Source organism: Tateyamaria rhodophyticola (assembly GCF_047777875.1).
Lineage (GTDB): Bacteria > Pseudomonadota > Alphaproteobacteria > Rhodobacterales > Rhodobacteraceae > Tateyamaria.
Map to the genome: position 1 here is coordinate 2,713,076 of NZ_CP180519.1, position 17,560 is coordinate 2,730,635.

The 17,560-nt window shown below is 63.7% G+C and carries 15 protein-coding genes and 1 tRNA gene; 7 read left to right on the top strand and 9 right to left on the bottom strand.

Going from position 1 to position 17,560, the window contains the following annotated elements:
• Positions 1–54: 54 nt before the first annotated feature.
• From ACERHN_RS14890 to ACERHN_RS14915, 6 genes are all read right to left on the bottom strand, one after another.
• Complete coding sequence (locus ACERHN_RS14890; protein ID WP_415919805.1) at positions 55–591, bottom strand: DinB family protein; 537 nt, start codon at positions 589–591, stop codon at positions 55–57.
• Entirely contained in the window at positions 588–1,091 is a 504-nt protein-coding gene (locus tag ACERHN_RS14895) for a GNAT family N-acetyltransferase (RefSeq protein ID WP_415919806.1), read from the bottom strand. The genes ACERHN_RS14890 and ACERHN_RS14895 overlap by 4 nt, the downstream gene beginning before the upstream one ends.
• 69 nt (positions 1,092–1,160) lie before the next feature.
• Positions 1,161–1,236: transfer RNA gene (locus tag ACERHN_RS14900), tRNA-Gln, on the bottom strand.
• 72 nt (positions 1,237–1,308) lie between these two features.
• A complete protein-coding gene (locus ACERHN_RS14905) occupies positions 1,309–2,628 on the bottom strand; it encodes a mechanosensitive ion channel domain-containing protein (RefSeq protein ID WP_415919807.1) in 1,320 nt (439 codons plus the stop codon).
• Entirely contained in the window at positions 2,625–3,617 is a 993-nt protein-coding gene (locus ACERHN_RS14910) for an NADPH:quinone reductase (protein WP_415919808.1), read from the bottom strand. Before ACERHN_RS14910 ends, ACERHN_RS14905 begins: the two co-directional genes overlap by 4 nt.
• A gap of 70 nt (positions 3,618–3,687) precedes the next feature.
• The gene (locus ACERHN_RS14915; protein ID WP_415919809.1) at positions 3,688–4,188 is read right to left on the bottom strand and encodes an SH3 domain-containing protein; all 501 of its coding nucleotides are present in this window, start codon (positions 4,186–4,188) and stop codon (positions 3,688–3,690) included.
• Between the two features lie 116 nt (positions 4,189–4,304).
• Here ACERHN_RS14915 and ACERHN_RS14920 point away from each other — a divergent pair, with 116 nt between their 5' ends.
• The 7 genes from ACERHN_RS14920 to ACERHN_RS14950 all read left to right on the top strand — a co-directional run bounded on the left by ACERHN_RS14920 (position 4,305) and on the right by ACERHN_RS14950 (position 13,704).
• On the top strand, positions 4,305–5,291 hold the full coding sequence (locus tag ACERHN_RS14920; RefSeq protein ID WP_415919810.1) for a 2-hydroxyacid dehydrogenase: 987 nt from the start codon (positions 4,305–4,307) through the stop codon (positions 5,289–5,291).
• 35 nt (positions 5,292–5,326) lie between these two features.
• A complete protein-coding gene (gene ggt, locus ACERHN_RS14925) occupies positions 5,327–7,108 on the top strand; it encodes a gamma-glutamyltransferase (RefSeq protein ID WP_415919811.1) in 1,782 nt (593 codons plus the stop codon).
• 25 nt (positions 7,109–7,133) lie between these two features.
• Entirely contained in the window at positions 7,134–8,546 is a 1,413-nt protein-coding gene (locus ACERHN_RS14930) for an FAD-binding oxidoreductase (protein ID WP_415919812.1), read from the top strand.
• Positions 8,539–9,186 (top strand): spondin domain-containing protein, encoded by a 648-nt coding sequence (locus ACERHN_RS14935; RefSeq protein WP_415919813.1) that lies wholly within the window; start codon positions 8,539–8,541, stop codon positions 9,184–9,186. Before ACERHN_RS14930 ends, ACERHN_RS14935 begins: the two co-directional genes overlap by 8 nt.
• A gap of 196 nt (positions 9,187–9,382) precedes the next feature.
• Entirely contained in the window at positions 9,383–11,884 is a 2,502-nt protein-coding gene (locus ACERHN_RS14940) for a GcvT family protein (protein ID WP_415919814.1), read from the top strand.
• Positions 11,885–11,960: 76 nt separating this feature from the next.
• A complete protein-coding gene (gene ppk2 / locus ACERHN_RS14945) occupies positions 11,961–12,848 on the top strand; it encodes a polyphosphate kinase 2 (RefSeq protein ID WP_415919815.1) in 888 nt (295 codons plus the stop codon).
• Between the two features lie 136 nt (positions 12,849–12,984).
• On the top strand, positions 12,985–13,704 hold the full coding sequence (locus ACERHN_RS14950) for a hypothetical protein (RefSeq protein WP_415919816.1): 720 nt from the start codon (positions 12,985–12,987) through the stop codon (positions 13,702–13,704).
• Between the two features lie 932 nt (positions 13,705–14,636).
• On the opposite strand, the gene ACERHN_RS14955 is transcribed toward ACERHN_RS14950, so the two are convergent.
• The 3 genes from ACERHN_RS14955 to ACERHN_RS14965 all read right to left on the bottom strand — a co-directional run bounded on the left by ACERHN_RS14955 (position 14,637) and on the right by ACERHN_RS14965 (position 17,559).
• Positions 14,637–15,359: a substrate-binding periplasmic protein gene (locus tag ACERHN_RS14955; RefSeq protein WP_415919817.1), complete on the bottom strand. Its 723-nt coding sequence runs from the start codon at positions 15,357–15,359 to the stop codon at positions 14,637–14,639.
• Positions 15,360–15,524: 165 nt separating this feature from the next.
• Entirely contained in the window at positions 15,525–16,607 is a 1,083-nt protein-coding gene (locus ACERHN_RS14960) for a BMP family ABC transporter substrate-binding protein (RefSeq protein WP_415919818.1), read from the bottom strand.
• 31 nt (positions 16,608–16,638) lie between these two features.
• The gene (locus tag ACERHN_RS14965; RefSeq protein WP_415919819.1) at positions 16,639–17,559 is read right to left on the bottom strand and encodes an ABC transporter permease; all 921 of its coding nucleotides are present in this window, start codon (positions 17,557–17,559) and stop codon (positions 16,639–16,641) included.
• Between the last annotated feature and the right edge of the window lies 1 nt (position 17,560).

Consider the following 17,560-nt stretch of genomic DNA (forward strand, 5'->3'; position numbering starts at 1 on the left):
CCGTGTCGGCGTCGCGACACGCGGGGGCTCTGCCCCCGCACCCCCGTGGTATTTTCAGCCAGAAGAAACAGGCAGTGTGCCCGGATGCAGGATGTGGAGCATTTGCAGGTCCGTGGGCTCTGGCGTGGCTCCGGCGCGGGTCAGCAGGGCGTGCACCTGTCCGCGGTGGTGCGTCTGGTGGGTGAACAAGTGCACGAGGTTGAAGCCGAGCGCCGTTTCCACGGGTTCGGAGCCGCGTTTCCACCGCGTGGGGCGGGCGAGGTCCGCATCCGTCAGGGTGTCGGCCCAGTCCACGATGGAGCCGTCGCAGGCGGCGCGCGCCGTTTTGTAAGAGGCCCAGGCGCGGGGCGTGTCGGTATAGGGGTGGCGGCTGTCGATCTTGGCCGCGGTGCTGGCGTCGCCTTGCATCCGTGCCAGCCACACCCGGTCATCCCAGAGGACATGGTTGAGCGTTTCGGCAATGGAGCGGAAGGCGGCCCCGCCGTCCTGCCAGCGGGTGGCGTCGGTCAGGGTGTCTGCGGCGGCGACAAGGGACTGGTTCTGCCAGCGATTGTAGCGGGCCATGGTGCGGGCATAGTCGGGTGTGATCATGAGGTGTCCGGTTCACGCTGTGTGGTCATGGGCAGGATGCGGCCCCAGGGTGTGTCCTGTGGCGGGCCCGCGGGGGCAAAGCCGCATTTGCGGTAGGCGGCGATGGCGCGGGCATTTTCGGGATGCGGGTCCGTTGCGATCACGGGCGCGCCTTTGGCAAAGAGCGTGTGCAGGTGTTGGTTCATGAACCCGGGCCCGTGCCCGGCGCCAAGCATGTCTGCCACGCCGATATACTGGTCGATGCCGCGCGATCCGGCGGGCAGGTGTGCAAAGTGGTGATCCGCCCAGCCGTGCACATCATAGTCCTGCATGTAGGCAAAGGGCCGGTCGTCCTGCGACACGATCCAGCGGGCCACGCGGGTGTCGGCGAGGTCCTGATCCGAGAGCGGATCGCCGGTGCCCCACCACCTGCGCACATGGTCGGCCCGTTGCCAGCGCATCAACAGATCGCGGTCATCGCGGCGGACGGGGCGAAAGCGGTAGCGGCGGGTCGGTGACATGGGCGCAGCATACCACGCAGTGCTGCCATCCGCATATGTGGTCCGTTGGTGTCCTGCGGTGTTGGGGTGTGGCTGGGACGGTAGGACTCGAACCTACAACCTACTGTACCAAAAACAGTTGATCTACCAATTGATCTACGTCCCAACGTGGGCCGGTAGATACGCCGCGATTTGATCCTGTTCAAGCCCTGATCGTGGGAAAATTTCAGGGGAGGAATTATTCTTCGCGCAAGCTGTCGCGGTTCAGCAAATCTTCGTTTGTGCCGTCTTCGCGTTCCTGGTTCACGATTGCCTCCAGCGCGGCTTCGTCGGTGGCCTGCACGTCTTGTGTCGCGACGTCCCGAACGGTGGGTTTCGGGACAGGCTGCGGGGCGGTTTGCGGCGCGTCCGCGTCGCCCACGCCCAGCACACGCAGCGTATTTTCGGGCATCACGATCCCGTCCGCGTCAAAGGCCGCGATGCAGAGCCGCCAGGCCTCGCTGCGGGCCTTGAGAAAGGACGTCTCGTGCTGGGCGATCCATGCGGCCACGTGGATGATCACCGCGCTGTCGCCCAGTTTTTCGATCCAGACGGAGGGTTCCGGGGCATCGAGCACGAAGGGCAGGGCGCGCACGGTGTCGAGTGCGAGCGTCTGCGCATGGGCCAGATCGGTGTCGTAGGCCACACCGAGATCGATCAGGAATCGGCGTTCGTCATTGCGGGTGTAGTTGACGATCCGGCTTTTGAAGACGGTGGCGTTGGGGATGCGGATGTGGTTGCCGTCAAAGCTGAGCAGGATGGTGGCGCGGCTGGTCAGGCGGATGACCTTGCCGATGTCGCCTTCGATTTCGACGGTGTCGTTGGGGCGGAAGGGCTGGCGGATCGACAGCATGATCGAGGCGATGAAGTTTTCGACCGTGTCGCGGACCGCAAAGCCGATGGCGAGGCCGACGATACCCGCCGCCCCGAGGATCGTGCCCAAAAGCGCGGTTGCGCCCAGAATATCGAGGGCAACGACCACGCCTCCCACGAGGAACAGGATGCGGATGATCTGGCGGTAGATATCCGCGATGAACGCGTTGGGCGCGATGCGGTCCCAGGGCTGTCGCATCCGCGCCAGCAGCACGCCCGCCGTCGCGACCAGCAGGAACGCCAGAAGCGCGACCGTGGCCAGCGGGATCAGGGCGACCATCTGCTGCATCCTGGCCATGAAGCGGTCCACGGCAGGGTTCAGGCGGGCGACCACGTCCGTGGTCTCCGTGACTTCGTTTTCAATCGCGACCACGCCTGCGACCCGGCCCACCAACTCGTTCAGCCGTTCGGCGGTGGGTGCGTCCACGGTGGTGCCGCGCAGGGTGACGATGCCCGAGGACACGGTCACGGTGACCTCCTCGAACCCTTCGAGTTCGTTCAGGATGGCGCGGATGCGCACGGCGATGGCGGCATCTTGCGTGGCGCTGTCCTCAACCGCGATGGTGCCCTGGGGCTGGTCGGCGGTCTGGGCATGGGCCGCAAGCGGCAGGCACAACAGCAGCGCGATGAGGCAGGCCCGGATCATGTGTCCGTCTCCAGCAGGATGGCGCCGTCTCGGCCCCCTTGGGCCACGGCGTCGTGGGCGTGGTGGCAGTCGCGCAGCGCAAAGGTCTCCGCCACGGGGCAATCCAGCACACCGGCGATAAGCGCGTCATGCAGACGTGTGACCGCTGCGGCGCGTTCGGCCACCGGCAGGATGTAGATCAGGATGATGTCGAGCGTCACGGCCTTGAACAGCATCGGACCAAAGGGCAGCGTCGGCGTCATGTCGCGCGCGGAGCCATAGGCGCAGATGGTGCCGCCCGGCGCGATCATATCGGTGTCTGCGTGGGCGTTGAGGCCAAATTCCACTTCGACGATGCGGTCCACGGGCGCGCCCGCATTTGCGCGCAGCACCTGATCCACGATGTCATCGGCGCCAAAGTCGACCACGTGATGCGCCCCGGCCTTGGTCGAACGGGCCAGGCCCGCGCCACGGGCGGTGGCGATCACATTGGCCCCGCCCCACCGCGCAAGCTGTATGGCCAGATGGCCGACCGTGCCCGCGCCGCCCTGGATCAGAACGGTTTTGCCGGTGATGTCGCCGCCGCCGAACACCGCGTGCGCGGCCGTGAGGCCGGGGATGCCAAGGCTTGCGCCCGCCTGCGCCGTGATCCCGTCCGGCAGGGGGACGGCTTGCGCCGCGGGCACGCAGATATGCGTGGCGGCGGTGCCAAAGGGGCGCTGCCACTGACCGTTCCAGATCCACACGGATTGCCCAACGCGGTCTGCCGCGACACCGTCGCCCACCGCAACGATGCGGCCTGCGCCGTCACTGTGGGGGATGATCTGATCAAACGGGGGCTTTGTCACACCGGGCCGGGCCCCGGCGCGCGCCTTGATGTCCGAAGGGTTCACGCCGGAATGGCTGAGTTCGACCAGCACCTCACCCGGACCGGGATCGGGTGTCGGCAGCTCCACAAGGGTCAGAACGTCGGCGGCAGCGCCGAAGCGCGAATAGGTGATGGCGTGCACGGGGCGAGGGCTTTTCTTTGCAATCGGTAATGCCGGTCAGAGTAGCGTGTGCGCGCGCAGATGAAAGGGCTCAGTCGCGCAGCTCGTCAATGGCGACACCCCACAGCCGCGCCTTGGGGGCCCAGCCGCGATACCCGCCTGAGGACAGGCGGCACCATTCGGGGCCGCATTTGCCCAGCCGTGCGATCACGCCGGCCTCGAGTGCCGCGGTCACGGGCGCGTCCGCCTCGGGACGGGTGCGCAGGGTCAGCATGTCCTGTTCGATCAGGACCGTGCGGATACCGGACAGGAGCGAGTAGTGCACCCAGCCACCCATGCCGTCGCGATCCTCGACCCGGCGCCAGTGGCCGTGTTCCGCCGTGATGCGCAGAGGCATGTCGCGGCGCTGAAACACCCAGTCGATGCGGTGGGTCAGGGAGGGGCCGCGCCGCACATTGCCTTCGGTCGCCTTCAGCGACACAAATCGCGGCAGGGGCAGGTTGGTCACCGGGCCCGTGTCCCGTGCCAGCGCCGGTCCAGCAATCGCTGCAACACACAAGGTCAGGCACAGCCTGCGCAAAATTCCCCACATTTTGACGGGTCCACTCATCTCATGCCTCTTGATATGGCCGAGGTTCTTGTGCCTCGTGCTCACATCCGCCACCATGCCCTGAACGGGCCGAAAGGCCAAGCACGGGGAGGGCGCACATGCCAAAGGAACGTCTGAGTGTTGTCGTAACGCGACGGTTGCCCGAAGAGGTCGAAACCCGGCTGAGCGAATTGTTCGACGTCAGGCTGCGCGACAGCGATGTGCCCATGGACCGGACCGAGATCGTCGAGGCGATGAAAACGGCGGATGTTCTGGTGCCCACGATCACCGATACGGTGGATGCGGCGATGCTGGGACAGGCGGGCGACAGGCTCAAACTGATTGCGAACTATGGTGCGGGGGTGGACAATATCGACGTCTCCACGGCACGCCAGCGCGGCATTCTGGTGTCCAACACGCCCGGTGTGCTGACCGATGACACAGCCGACATGACGATGGCGCTGATCCTGGCCGTGACGCGGCGCATTCCCGAAGGGCTGGCCGCGATGCAAGGCGGTGACTGGGACGGCTGGGCCCCCACGGCATTTCTGGGGGGGCGTGTGGCCGGGCGGCGTCTTGGCATTCTTGGCATGGGCCGGATCGGGCAGGCCGTGGCGCGGCGTGCGGCGGCCTTTGGGATGCAGGTCCATTATCACAACCGCAAACGCCTGCGCCCCGAGACCGAGGCGGACATGGACGCCACCTATTGGGAGAGCCTCGACCAGATGGTCAGCCGCATGGACGTGATCAGCGTCAATTGCCCGCACACGCCGTCCACCTTTCATCTGCTCAATGCCCGTCGTCTCAAGCTGATGAAGCCGGATGCGGTGATCGTGAACACCAGCCGGGGCGAGGTCATCGATGAAAACGCCCTGACCCGGATGCTGCGCGCGGGTGAGATCGCGGGGGCGGGGCTCGATGTCTATGAACAGGGCCGCACGATAAATCCGCGCCTGCGCGAGCTGACGAATGTGGTACTATTGCCGCATATGGGCTCTGCCACCCGCGAAAGCCGGGTCGAGATGGGGGAAAAGGTCATCATCAATATCAAGACCTTCGATGATGGCCATCGCCCACCGGATCAGGTGGTGCCCGCGATGCTCTGACCTTTCGATTCCGTTCCGCGCCAAGGAGGACCCCCATGCGCTTTTGCCTGTCTGTCGCCCTGTCCCTGATTGCCAATGCAGCCCTTGCGCAGCAAACCGCCGATGCGGTGCAGCCCGAAGGCAGCACAACCGGCGCGGCCCAGGCGCTGTCTGATGCCGCAGCAGCGGCGCAGGCCGCCAAGGCGGCTGGCATGCCGGTTTTTGCGCAGAATTACATGGTGGCGGCCGCAAATCCGCTGGCCGTGCAGGCGGGTGTCGACGTGCTGGCCGAGGGCGGCACGGCGGCGGATGCGATGGTCGCGGTGCAGGTTGTGTTGGGTCTGGTAGAGCCGCAATCCTCGGGTCTTGGCGGCGGTGCGTTTCTGGTCTGGTATGACGCGGCGAGCGGTGAGCTGACGACGCTCGATGGTCGTGAAACCGCGCCGCTGGCTGCAACGCCGCGCCTGTTTCAGGACGAAAACGGCGAACCTATGGGGTTCTTTGACGCCGTGGTAGGCGGTCGGTCCGTTGGCACGCCGGGCACGCCCGCGCTTCTTGAAGCGTTACATGATCGCTGGGGCAATCAGCCCTGGGCGGGCCTGTTTGATGATGCGATTGATCTGGCCGATGGCGGGTTTGCGGTGTCGCCGCGCCTCGCCGGACTGGTGGCGCGCGATGCCGAACGCCTGTCCCGCTTTGCCGATACGGCGGCGTATTTCCTGCCCGGTGGCGCGCCGTTGCAGGCGGGCGACACGCTGACCAACCCCGCCTATGCGGCCACGCTGCGCGCCATCGCGGCAAGCGGGACGGACGCGTTTTACACCGGCCAGATTGCGGCAGACATTGTCGCGACCGTGCAGGGGGCCGAAGGCAATCCCGGCGTTCTGTCGGCGCTGGACCTCGCGGTCTATCAGGTCAAGGAGCGTGCACCGGTCTGCGCCACATACCGCGCGCATGACGTCTGCGGCATGGGTCCGCCATCGTCCGGTGCGCTGACGGTCGGGCAAATCCTCGGCATGCTCGACAGTTACGATCTGGCGGGGCTTGGGGCCGACAATCCCGAAAGCTGGCGGCTGATCGGCGATGCCTCGCGGCTCGCCTTTGCCGATCGGGGGCGGTACATGGCCGACAGCGATTTCGTGCCCATGCCCACTGCCGGTCTGGTCGATCCGGCCTATCTGGCGGAGCGTGCGGCGCTGCTTTCGGGGGACGCGGCCCTGGCCGAAGTGGCTCCGGGCAATCCGGCCTTTGATCACGCGTCGATGTGGGCCGATGATGAGAGCCTCGAGCTGCCGTCGACGTCGCACATCTCCATCGTCGACAGCTTTGGCAATGTGGCGTCGATGACCACCACCATCGAGAACGCCTTTGGCGCGCGCCTGATGACCAACGGGTTCCTGCTCAACAACGAACTGACCGATTTCAGTTTTCGCACGCACAGCGACGGGGTGCCGATCGCCAATGCGCTGGCCCCGGGCAAACGGCCCCGGTCGTCCATGTCGCCCACCATCGTGATGAAGGACGGCGCGCCAGTGCTGGCCGTGGGATCGCCCGGCGGGAGCCGCATCATTGGCTATACCGCGAAGGCGATCATTGCGCATCTGGATTGGGGCATGGACGTGCAGCAGGCGGTGGATCTGCCACATCTGGTGAACCGGTTCGGGACCTATGACCTCGAGGACGGGACGGCGGCCGCCGAACTGGCCCCCGCGCTGGAGGCCATGGGATACGAAGTGAACCTGCGCGATCTGACCTCGGGCCTGCATGTCATTGCCATTGGCGACGATTTGCAGGGCGGGGCCGATCCGCGCCGCGAAGGGATTGCCCTGGGCGACTGACGCCGGGGCCAAGGGGAGGACGCGCATGGCACAGGCCATCGATTTGCCACGTAACGAGGACGGGATTGCCACGGCGTTGGGCATTCTGAAACAGCGGTTCGGCGACCGGTTGCAGACCGGTCAGGCGATCCGGGATCAGCACGCACACACCACCACGTGGATCCGGGCGCAGGCGCCCGATGCTGTGGTGTTCCCGACCTCGACCCAAGAAGTGTCGGAGATCGTCAAGGTCTGTGCCACGCATGAGGTTCCGATCATCCCCTTTGGCACGGGCACATCGCTGGAGGGGCATGTGAATGCGCCTGCGGGCGGAATTTCGGTGGATACCAGCCGAATGGACAAGATCGTGGCCGTACATGCCGAAGACCTTGATTGTGTGGTGCAGCCCGGCGTGACGCGCGAGGATCTGAACACCTATCTGCGCGACCGGGGGCTGTTTTTCCCGATTGATCCCGGTGCGAATGCGTCGCTGGGCGGGATGGCCGCGACGCGCGCGTCCGGGACCAATGCGGTGCGCTATGGCACGATGAAGGACAACGTGCTGGCGTTGGAGGCGGTGATGGCCGATGGCCGGGTGATCCGCACCGCGCAACGGGCCAAGAAGACCTCTGCCGGCTATGATATGACGCGGCTGCTGGTGGGATCGGAGGGCACGTTGGGGCTGATCACGGAAATCACGCTCAAGCTGCAGGGCATCCCCGAGGCGATTTCGGCGGCGCGCATGTCCTTTCCGTCGGTTGATGCCGCCTGTCAGGCAGTGATGACGACGATCCAGTACGGCATTCCGGTTGCGCGGATCGAATTGCTGGACGCACTGAACGTGCGGGCGGCCAATGCCTATGCCAAGCTGGACCTGCCGGAAACGCCGCTGCTTTTGCTGGAATTCCACGGCTCGGACCGGGGCGTGATCGAACAGGCAGAGATGTTCGGCTCCATCGCCGAGGATGTGGGCGGCACGGATTTCGTGGCGACGGCCACGGCGGAGGAGCGCAACAAGCTGTGGAAGGCGCGGCATGACCTCTACTGGGCCACGTTGCAGCTGCGCCCCGGCGCGCAAGGGATTTCGACGGATGTGTGTGTGCCAATCTCGCGGCTGGCCGAGGCGGTGACAGGCGCGCAGGCAAAGGCGGCGGAGCTGGACCTGCTCGCGCCCATCGTGGGGCATGTGGGGGACGGCAATTTCCACTCGCTGGTGCTGATCGACATGGACGACGCGGATGAGGTCCGGCGGGCCGAGGCGTTCACTGCGTTTCTTGCGGATGAAGCGATCCGGATGGATGGCACCTGCACCGGCGAGCATGGGATCGGGCAGGGCAAGATGCCCTATCTGGTCAAGGAACTGGGTGCGACGACGGAATTCATGGCCGCGATCAAGGGCGCGCTTGACCCGCAAGGCATCCTGAACCCCGGCAAGATTTTCGGACCGCGGCGTGGGTAGGGGTTTTGCCGCCCTGATAGGCGCCCTGTGGCTGGTGACGGGCGCGGCCTTTGCGCAGGAGGAGGCACGCTACCGGATCGAGGTCACGTTTGCCTGGGATGGGGCAACCGGGGCTGGCCATCCGGAGGACAAGCACTGGTCCCGGCTGATCGCGTTTGCCCATTCGGCGCGCTACGCGCTTTTTGAAGACGGCGATACGGCGTCGAGCGGGCTGGCACTGGTTGCCACCAATGGCCGCGTGACCGTGCTGGAGGCCGAATTGGCCGAGGCGCGTCGCAGGGGCCGCGTGGGGGCGCATGTGGTTGCGCCGGGACTGGACAACGGGGTGGGCACATTCGTTGTGGAATTGCCGGTGACGGCGCGGCACAGCCTGGTGTCCTTTGCCACCATGCTGGCCCCGAGCCCGGATTGGTTTTCGGGGGTGAGCGGTGTGGAGTTGCGAGACGCGGACATGTGGCGCGATGCGGTGTCGCGTCCGCTTTGGGTTTGGGATGCAGGGGCCGACAGTGGTCCAGCATTTTCGGGGCCGAACATGGATACGCAACCGCGCCAGTCGGTGCGGTTGTTGACCCATCCGGCATTTTTGACGGACGCGGGCCTGCGCCCCATCGGCACCGTGCGGTTCACGCGGCTGCCGTGATCCAATTGCCGCTGCGCGACGGCATTTGATTTGTGTGATGGGGGCTTTGCCCCCAAACCCCCAGGATTTTTTGGAACAGAGACAAGGATCAGCTGCGCGCGTCGTTTTTTGCGTGCGACCGGTCGGCTTGTTGGCGTGGGGCGGAGCGGGATTTTCCTAGAACGTGGTCACGTTTGCAGCCGCGGGGAGTCGGGTCATGAAAAGCCATGTGAAAGCCTTGGTCGTCGGGGGCGGAGCCGTGGGCACGTCCATTGCCTATCATCTGGCGCGGGCCGGGTGGGAGGACGTGATGCTGCTGGAACGCGATGAGCTGACGTCCGGCAGCACGTGGCATGCAGCCGGATTGCTGCCCTATTTCAACATGTCCTATGCGACGACGCATATCCACGACTACTCCATCAAGTTTTACAAGACGCTTGAAGAAGAGACCGGGCTGAATGCCGGGTTTGCCGTGGTGGGCAATCTGCGCATGGCGCAGACGGATGAGCGCATGGACGAATATATGCTCTATGCCTCGACCGCGGAGACCTGCGGCGTGCCGTATGAGTTTATGACGCCCGATGAGATCAAGGCGAAGTGGCCGTTGATCCGTACGGAGGATCTGAAGGGCGCGCTTTATCATCAGACGGACGGGTATATTAACCCCGCCGACGTCACCATGGCGATGGCCAAGGGCGCGCGGCAGCGGGGCGTGATGATCGAGCGCAAGTGGCAGGCGGACGCGTTCCACTGGAATGGTGATGCGTGGGAGGTCACGGCGACCAAGATGGTCGAAAAGGGCGGCAACCTTGTGCCGTCGGACGAACAGGTAGTGATTACCGCGGAGCATGTGGTCACCGCCTCCGGCAACCACGCGCAGCGCACGGCAAAGATGCTGGGCATCAAGATGCCTGCCATCCCGGTCGAGCACCAGTTTATCGTGATGGAGCAGGACCCTGAACTGGTGAAGTTCCGGGCCGAGGGCAATGCTGAACACCCCGTGATCCGGGATGCCGATGCGCAATCCTATGTGCGTGAAGAGCGGGGGGGCTGGATCCTCGGGGTGTATGAACACGGCGCGCCCGCGCGGTTTGAACACGGGGTGCCGGACAGTTTCCGCGCGGATCTGTTCCAGCTGGATCTGGAGCGGATCGAAGAGCAGTACATGGCGATGATCCACCGCGTTCCGTCCTGCGAGACCTCTGGTCTCAAGGACGATTTCAACGGGCCGATCTGTTATACTCCCGATGGCAATCCGTTGGTGGGGCCAGCGCCGGGCTTGCACAACATGTGGCTGGCCGAAGGGTTTTCGTTCGGGATCACGGCGGCGGGTGGCACCGGGTATTACCTGGCTCAGATGATGGTGGAGGGGGAGGCCGAGATCGACATGGCCTCGCTCGATCCCAAGCGCTACGGCGACTGGATGACCACCGAATATGCCGCGCGCAAGAACGAGGAATGCTACGAACACGTCTATATCCTGCACCACCCGGATGAAGAGCGCGAGGCATGCCGTCCGTTGCGCACCGGCCCTGCCTATGACCGGCAGAAGGCGGCGGGGGCGCAGTTTGGCTGTGTGAACGGGTTTGAGCGGCCCAATTATTACGGTCCCCTCGATGCACCGGACAGCTTTGACCATGATGCGCGGTCGTTCCGCCGGGGCGGCTGGTGGCAATACGCCGTGGAAGAGGCCAAGGCCATTCGCGAAGGCGTTGGCCTGATTGATGCGACGGCCTTTACCAAGCACCGGATTTCGGGGCCGGGGGCCACCGCGTTTCTGGATTGGTTCACGACCAACAAGCTGCCAAAGGTGGGGCGGATCAACCTGACCTATGCGCTGACGGCACACGGGACGACGCGCACGGAATACACCATCGTGCGATTGGCAGAGGATGATTACTACCTCGTGTCGGCCGGGGCATGGCATGCCTATGATCAGGATTACCTCTACAAGGCGATTGCGGAGAAGGAGCCGGAGTTCGGGCGCATCAACGAAGAGGATGTGACGACGCGGTGGGGTGTGTTTGCCATTGCCGGACCGAAATCGCGCGATGTTCTGAATGAATTGGTCAAGGATGCGGACCCGTCGACCGTGCTGTCGAACAAGCGATTTCCGTGGCTGTCCTGTCGTGACATCGAACTGGGCATGTGCCCGGTGCGGGCGATCCGCGTGGCCTATACCGGGGAGCTTGGATGGGAACTGCACCACCCGATCGAGATGCAGAACTACCTCTGGGATCAACTGGTGACCGCAGGTGAAAAGCACGGCATGAAGCTGGTGGGTGCGCGGGCGCAGAACTGGCTGCGGCAGGAAAAATCCTATCGCGCCTTCGGGACCGAACTGGGCCGTGACGCGACACCGATCGAGGCGGATCTGCCGCGTTTTGTGGACCTGTCCAAGGATTTCCACGGTAAGGCGGAGATGGAGGCCAAGGGCGTCCGGTCGACATGCGTGACCCTGCTGATTGACGGGCCGGACGACGCGGATCCATGGGGGCGCGAGGTGCTTTATCATGGGGATACGCGCGTGGGGCGTCTGACATCGGGGGGCTATTCCGTGGCGTTCGGCAAATCCATCGGCATGGGGTATGTGACACCCGATCTGGCCACGCCGGGCACCCGGCTGAAGGTCAAGATGTTTGATCAGCTCTGGGATGCCGAGGTGACCGCAGACAGCCCCTATGACCCGACGAACGCCGTGATACGGGTCGACGGCTGACGGGTTTGATGCACGTCAAGGACAGCATGGGTTGATCACGCCATCATAGGGCCATTCCAGCAGATGGAGGTGCCCTATGGCCCATGTTGATACCCCGTTGAAACCGGTGGCGGATGTTGACCCCGCATCGGCGCAGTCCTTTGACGCCAGCGCATACCCCTACGCCGACAAGATGACGCGCAGCGCCTATGAGGCCGAGAAGGCCGCGTTGCAGGTCGAACTGCTCAAGGCGCAATTGTGGGCGCAGGATACCGGGCAGAAGTGCGTGCTTTTGTTCGAAGGGCGCGATGCCGCGGGCAAGGGCGGCACGATCAAGCGGTTCATGGAACATCTGAACCCGCGCGCCGCACGGGTTGTGGCACTGAACAAACCCAGTGATGCAGAACGCGGCCAATGGTTTTTCCAACGCTACATCAAGCATTTGCCAACGCGCGGTGAAATCGTTCTGTATGATCGGTCGTGGTACAATCGCGCGGGCGTCGAACGGGTGATGGATTTCTGTGAACCGGCGGAATACCTCGAATTCATGCGCCAGACGCCGGAGTTTGAGCGGATGCTGACACGGTCGGGCATCCGTCTGTTCAAGTACTGGTTTTCGGTGACACAGGACGAACAGAAGCGCCGGTTTGATGCGCGCAAAACCGATCCGCTGAAGCAGTGGAAGCTGTCGCCGATTGACCGCGCGAGCCTCGACAAATGGGACGATTATACCGAGGCGAAGGAAGCGATGTTCTTTTACACCGACACGGCGGACGCGCCCTGGACGGTGATCAAGTCGAACGACAAGAAACGGGCGCGCATCAATTGCATGAAGCATTTTCTGTCCGGTCTCGACTACCCGGACAAGGATGCATCCGTGGCGAGCGCGCCTGATCCGGGCATCGTGCAGCACGCGCAGACGGTTGTGCACGCATCGGACCACATCCTTGCTGCGTCCTTGCATCCCAAGACGCGTAAACCGTGATGATCCGGGGCGATCACTGAGAAAAAGCGGAGGATTTTAGGCAAAAGCGCCGCAGATCGCGCGGCGTTGGCAAGTGTCTGTCAACGGTGCGCAGGGCATATGCACGTCAACGCGATGATTTCAGAACGGAGTTGCGATGCGTGATCGGTTTGGCCTGTGGCTGTGTGCGGTGCTGAGTGTGCTGATGGGCCCCGCATGGGCCGAGATTTTGCCAATGGAGCGGCGGGCGAGCCTGTTGTCGCAGGCGGCACCGCTTTATGTGAGGGCCGAGCCGGGGGCACAGGCCTCGCCCAGTCTGTTCACCGGCACGTCGCGCGCGAGCCTGTTTGCACCGATGGCGGTGCCGCAGCATGCGCCTGTGCTGCCCGGAATGACGGGCGGGGCGGTGGCACAACTGCGGTCCCTGATTGCGCAGGCGGAAGCGGGGGCCAAAGGTTATGATGCGGTGCAATACGGTGCATGGGTTTTGCCGGGTGGACCGCCCACGACGCTGACGTTGGGTGAGATCTATGACTGGATTGATGCGACGCCGGGTATGCCGCACGCGATCGGACGGTATCAGTTCATCCCGCCCACATTGCGACGGCTTGCCGACGCGTTGGCGCTGCCGGACAGCACGGTGTTTTCTCCTGCCGTGCAGGATGCGCTGGCCGACCTGCTTCTGAAAGAGGCGGGGATCACGCGGTTCACCGCCGGGGACCTGTCGCGCCACGGGTTCATGAACAACCTCGCCAAGATCTGGGCGGGCCTGCCGAATGACACCGGCAAGTCGCACTATCACGGCTATGCAGGGAACAAGGCCACGATGTCGTGGTCCCGGTTCGACGCGGAAATGGCCCGGATTTTTCCGGGATAAGGGTGCGCCGCGCGGTTTTCAGTTTTGAGGGATGCGGCACAGTGTCTTTTGTGAGGGTGTTTGGCGTGGCCGGAAACGCGGTGTTGTGATCGGGCCTGCCCGAGGGATGGCGCCGTAGACCGGTGCGCGTTTTCATGTTGTGCGTTCGTGTGTTTTGGGCGGGGCAAGGCCGCGGAGCGGCCTTCGCCGCGCACCCTTCACGGCATCGAATAACATGGACAAGCTCGAGCGTTCGAAACACGTGAAGCCGGCGCGCTGCTTCCGTCCTTGTGATCGGGCATGTCCGAGGGATGACGCCGTAGCGTGGTGCGCGTTTTAATGTTGTGCGTTCGTGTATTTTGGGCGGGTCGAGGCCGGGGGCGGCCTTCACCGCGCCCCTGCCGCGGCATCGAATAACATGGACAAGGTCGGGCGTTTGATACGGGTGAACCCGGCGCGGTGTGTGCGGTTGTGTGTTCGGTCACGACCGGTAACCGCAATACGCGGGGGGCAAACTTGAATGCGCGCTACCGCAAGCGTGACCTGATTGTATGACCTGTTCGGGCATGCACGTCCCGAAACGTTCACCGCAAAAGTGAGTGTGTCGCGCGGTGCAATGCGTCGGGCAGAAATGCGGTTCGCCTTGCCAGAACATACGCGCCGATGCTTTTGCTTATGCCGATGCGCGTACCGACCACTCTGCGACCCACGGTGAGCCCGTTTTTGCGCTGTAAAAACAGCACGCCGCCCTCTGCACAGAGGCTGTGTCGTAGATTGCTCCGGCGACCAATGTCACATGGGCACAGGCAAATAAGTTCACTGAAATGCAGTGCACACGGCGGCCATGTCGCGGCGGGTGAACTTGTCTTACAAATGCCAATGACGCGCCAGAGACCAAAGCAGCCTTTGGGCACGCAACTGCATCCGGATCACCTCAAATGTCTTGCGCGTCCTCAGGAATCGTTCATTTCGTAGCTGTTGATGATCGCGTCCAGCGTGCCGTCCGCCTTCATCATCTCAACGGCATCGCGGTAGGCGGCGGAGATGGCGGGCGGCAGATCAGGGCTCGCCACCATGGCGATGGGGACACTGTGGATCAGGTCCCCGAAGGTCAACGGGTTCGCAGAGCCCAGCGTACGCCACACCCTTTCCATATTGCTTTGCGCCAGAAACCAGGCGTCAACCCGTCCGGAGGCCAGCATCTGCGCGCTCGCGTGGGGATCTTGCAGACGGGTCAGATTGGTGAACCCGAGATTGGACAGGAGCACATCACCGGTCGTGCCCTGTTCCAGCACAATCGACCGCAGGGCGCGGGCCGCATCAAGGTCGTTGACCGCCGGACCCAAGCTGGCAAAGCGCAGCTCTGCGCGCTGAATGTCGATGATCCAGTGGAACAGGTCATCGCGCGCCTTGCCCTTGAACAGGGCGGGCATGAGGGTGTCGCGACCGGTCTGCACCTCGAGGATTGCGCGTTCAAACGGCAGGAACGAAATCTCGATCTCGCGCCCGGCGCGGCGCGCAGCCTCCTGCATGATTTCGACGGCATAGCCCGGTCGGTCGGGACTGTTGTAGACCATCAGCGGAGGGTAATGCGCAGCCACCACGCGATCCTTCGCAATGGCGGGCATGGCAAGCACGACAGCAAAGCAGAAGCAAGCAAGGATGCGTATCAACATAGCGGTCCGTCGGTCCAAAGCGGTTCAGGTACAACCGTCTTATACCTTGGTTGATAAATTATTGCGCCCTTCATCTAGTTAAAGTTGAAATCATGGTCCAATCGGCCACAAAAAAGCCCCGCACGCATGCGGGGCTTGGTCACTTTGTTGAGGTGTGGTGGCCCGTTACTGCGGGATTTCGCCCTCGATGCCTTCGACATAGAAGTTCATACCGGCCAGCGTGCCATCGTCCGCCGTTTCACCTTCGGCCAGCCACGGTGTGCCGTCCTGCTTGTTCAGCGGGCCGGTGAACGCGTGATAGGACCCATCGGCCAGTGCATCGCGCAGCGCCATGGCTTCGGCTTTGACATCGGCGGGCACGGCATCCGTGATTTCACCGATTTTCACCATGCCCGGACCAATGCCGTCCCATGTGTCCTTCTGTTCCCATGTGCCTTCCATCACGGCGCGGGTCCGTTCGATGTAGTAGGGCGCCCAGTCGTCGATGATCGAGGACACGCGGGGGAAGGGCGCATATTGCGCCATGTCCGACGCCTGACCGAAGGTCACCACATTGCCCGCCTCTTGTGCGGCCGCTTGCGGCGCGGTGGAGTCGGTGTGTTGCAGGACAACGTCCGCACCCTGTTCGATCAGCACCTTGGCGGCGTCTGCTTCCTTGGCCGGGTCAAACCAGGTGTAGACCCAGACGATCTTCATCTCGACATCCGGGTTCACCTTCTTGGCGTGGATATAGGTCGAGTTGATGCCGCGGATCACCTCTGGGATCGGGAAGGACCCGATATAGCCGATGATGTTCGACTTGGTCATGTTGCCCGCGATGTGGCCCTGCACCGCGCGGCCTTCGTAGAAGCGTGCGGAATATGTGGACACGTTGGGATGCAGGCGCTTGTAGCCTGTGGCGTGCTCAAACTTCACGTCCGGGAACTTGGCCGCGACATTGTTGGTCGGGTCCATGTAACCAAAGGACGTGGTAAAGATCAGGTCCGCACCGTCCAGCGCCATCTGCGTCATCACACGCTCGCTGTCGGGGCCCTCGGCCACGTTCTCGACGAACACGGTTTCGACCTTGTCGCCGAACTCCGCTTCGACCGCGAGGCGGCCCTGATCGTGCTCATAGGTCCAGCCGCCGTCGCCCACGGGGCCAACATAGACAAAGCCGACCTTGGTCTTTTCATGGCCGTCAGCGTAAGCAGCGCCGCCGACACCCAGTGCCAGCACCGCGCTGGCAAGCAGTTTTCCGAATTTCATGAGTGGATGAACCCCCCGGTTTTATTGGCCTCTAGCGTGAGGCGTGGAATGTGCGCCCCAGTGATCCGGGTGCGCGCGATTTGTCTGCGCTCAGAATCACCAGCACGATGATCGTCACGATGTAGGGGGACATTGCCAAATACTCGACCGGAATGGCAACGCCTGCGCCTTGCAAGTTCAACTGCAGCTGGGTGATCCCGCCAAAAAGATAGGCACCCAGCAGGACCCGCCACGGCTTCCATGACGCAAATACCACCAGGGCGAGTGCGATCCAGCCCACACCTGCCGTCATCCCTTCGGTCCATTGCGGGACGCGGATCAGGCTGATGTAGGCACCGCCCAGCCCCGCGCAGGCCCCGCCGAACAGGATGGCCAGTGTCCGGATGCGTTTGACCTTGTAGCCAAGCGCGTGGGCCGCATCGTGGTTTTCGCCCACCGCCCGCAGGATCAGGCCCGCGCGCGTGAATTTCAGAACCGCCCAGGTGCCTGCGACAATGGCCAGACCCAGATAGACGATCAGGTCATGGCCAAAGAGGATTGGCCCGATCACCGGGATGTCGGCCAGCGGCCCCAGAGGCGTGGTTTCGGTCCGGGGCGGTTTGATCCCGACATAGCTTTGCCCCATCAGCGCCGACAGCCCGAGGCCAAAGAGGGTCAGCGCCAGCCCCGACGCCACCTGATTGGCCAGCGCCACCTGCGTCAGGAACGCAAACAGCAGGGACAGAACCGCGCCCCCGACCGCCGCGGCAATGAACCCCACTGTCGGCGAGCCAGAATTCACGGTGATGATGAACCCGCAGACGGCACCCGTGATCATCATCCCCTCGACCCCGAGGTTCAGGACACCGGCGCGTTCCACCACCAGCTCGCCGATGGCGGCCAGCAGGATCGGCGTTGACGCTGCAATCATGGCAGCGATCAGAAGGACGGGGTTGATGGCAGACAGGTCCATG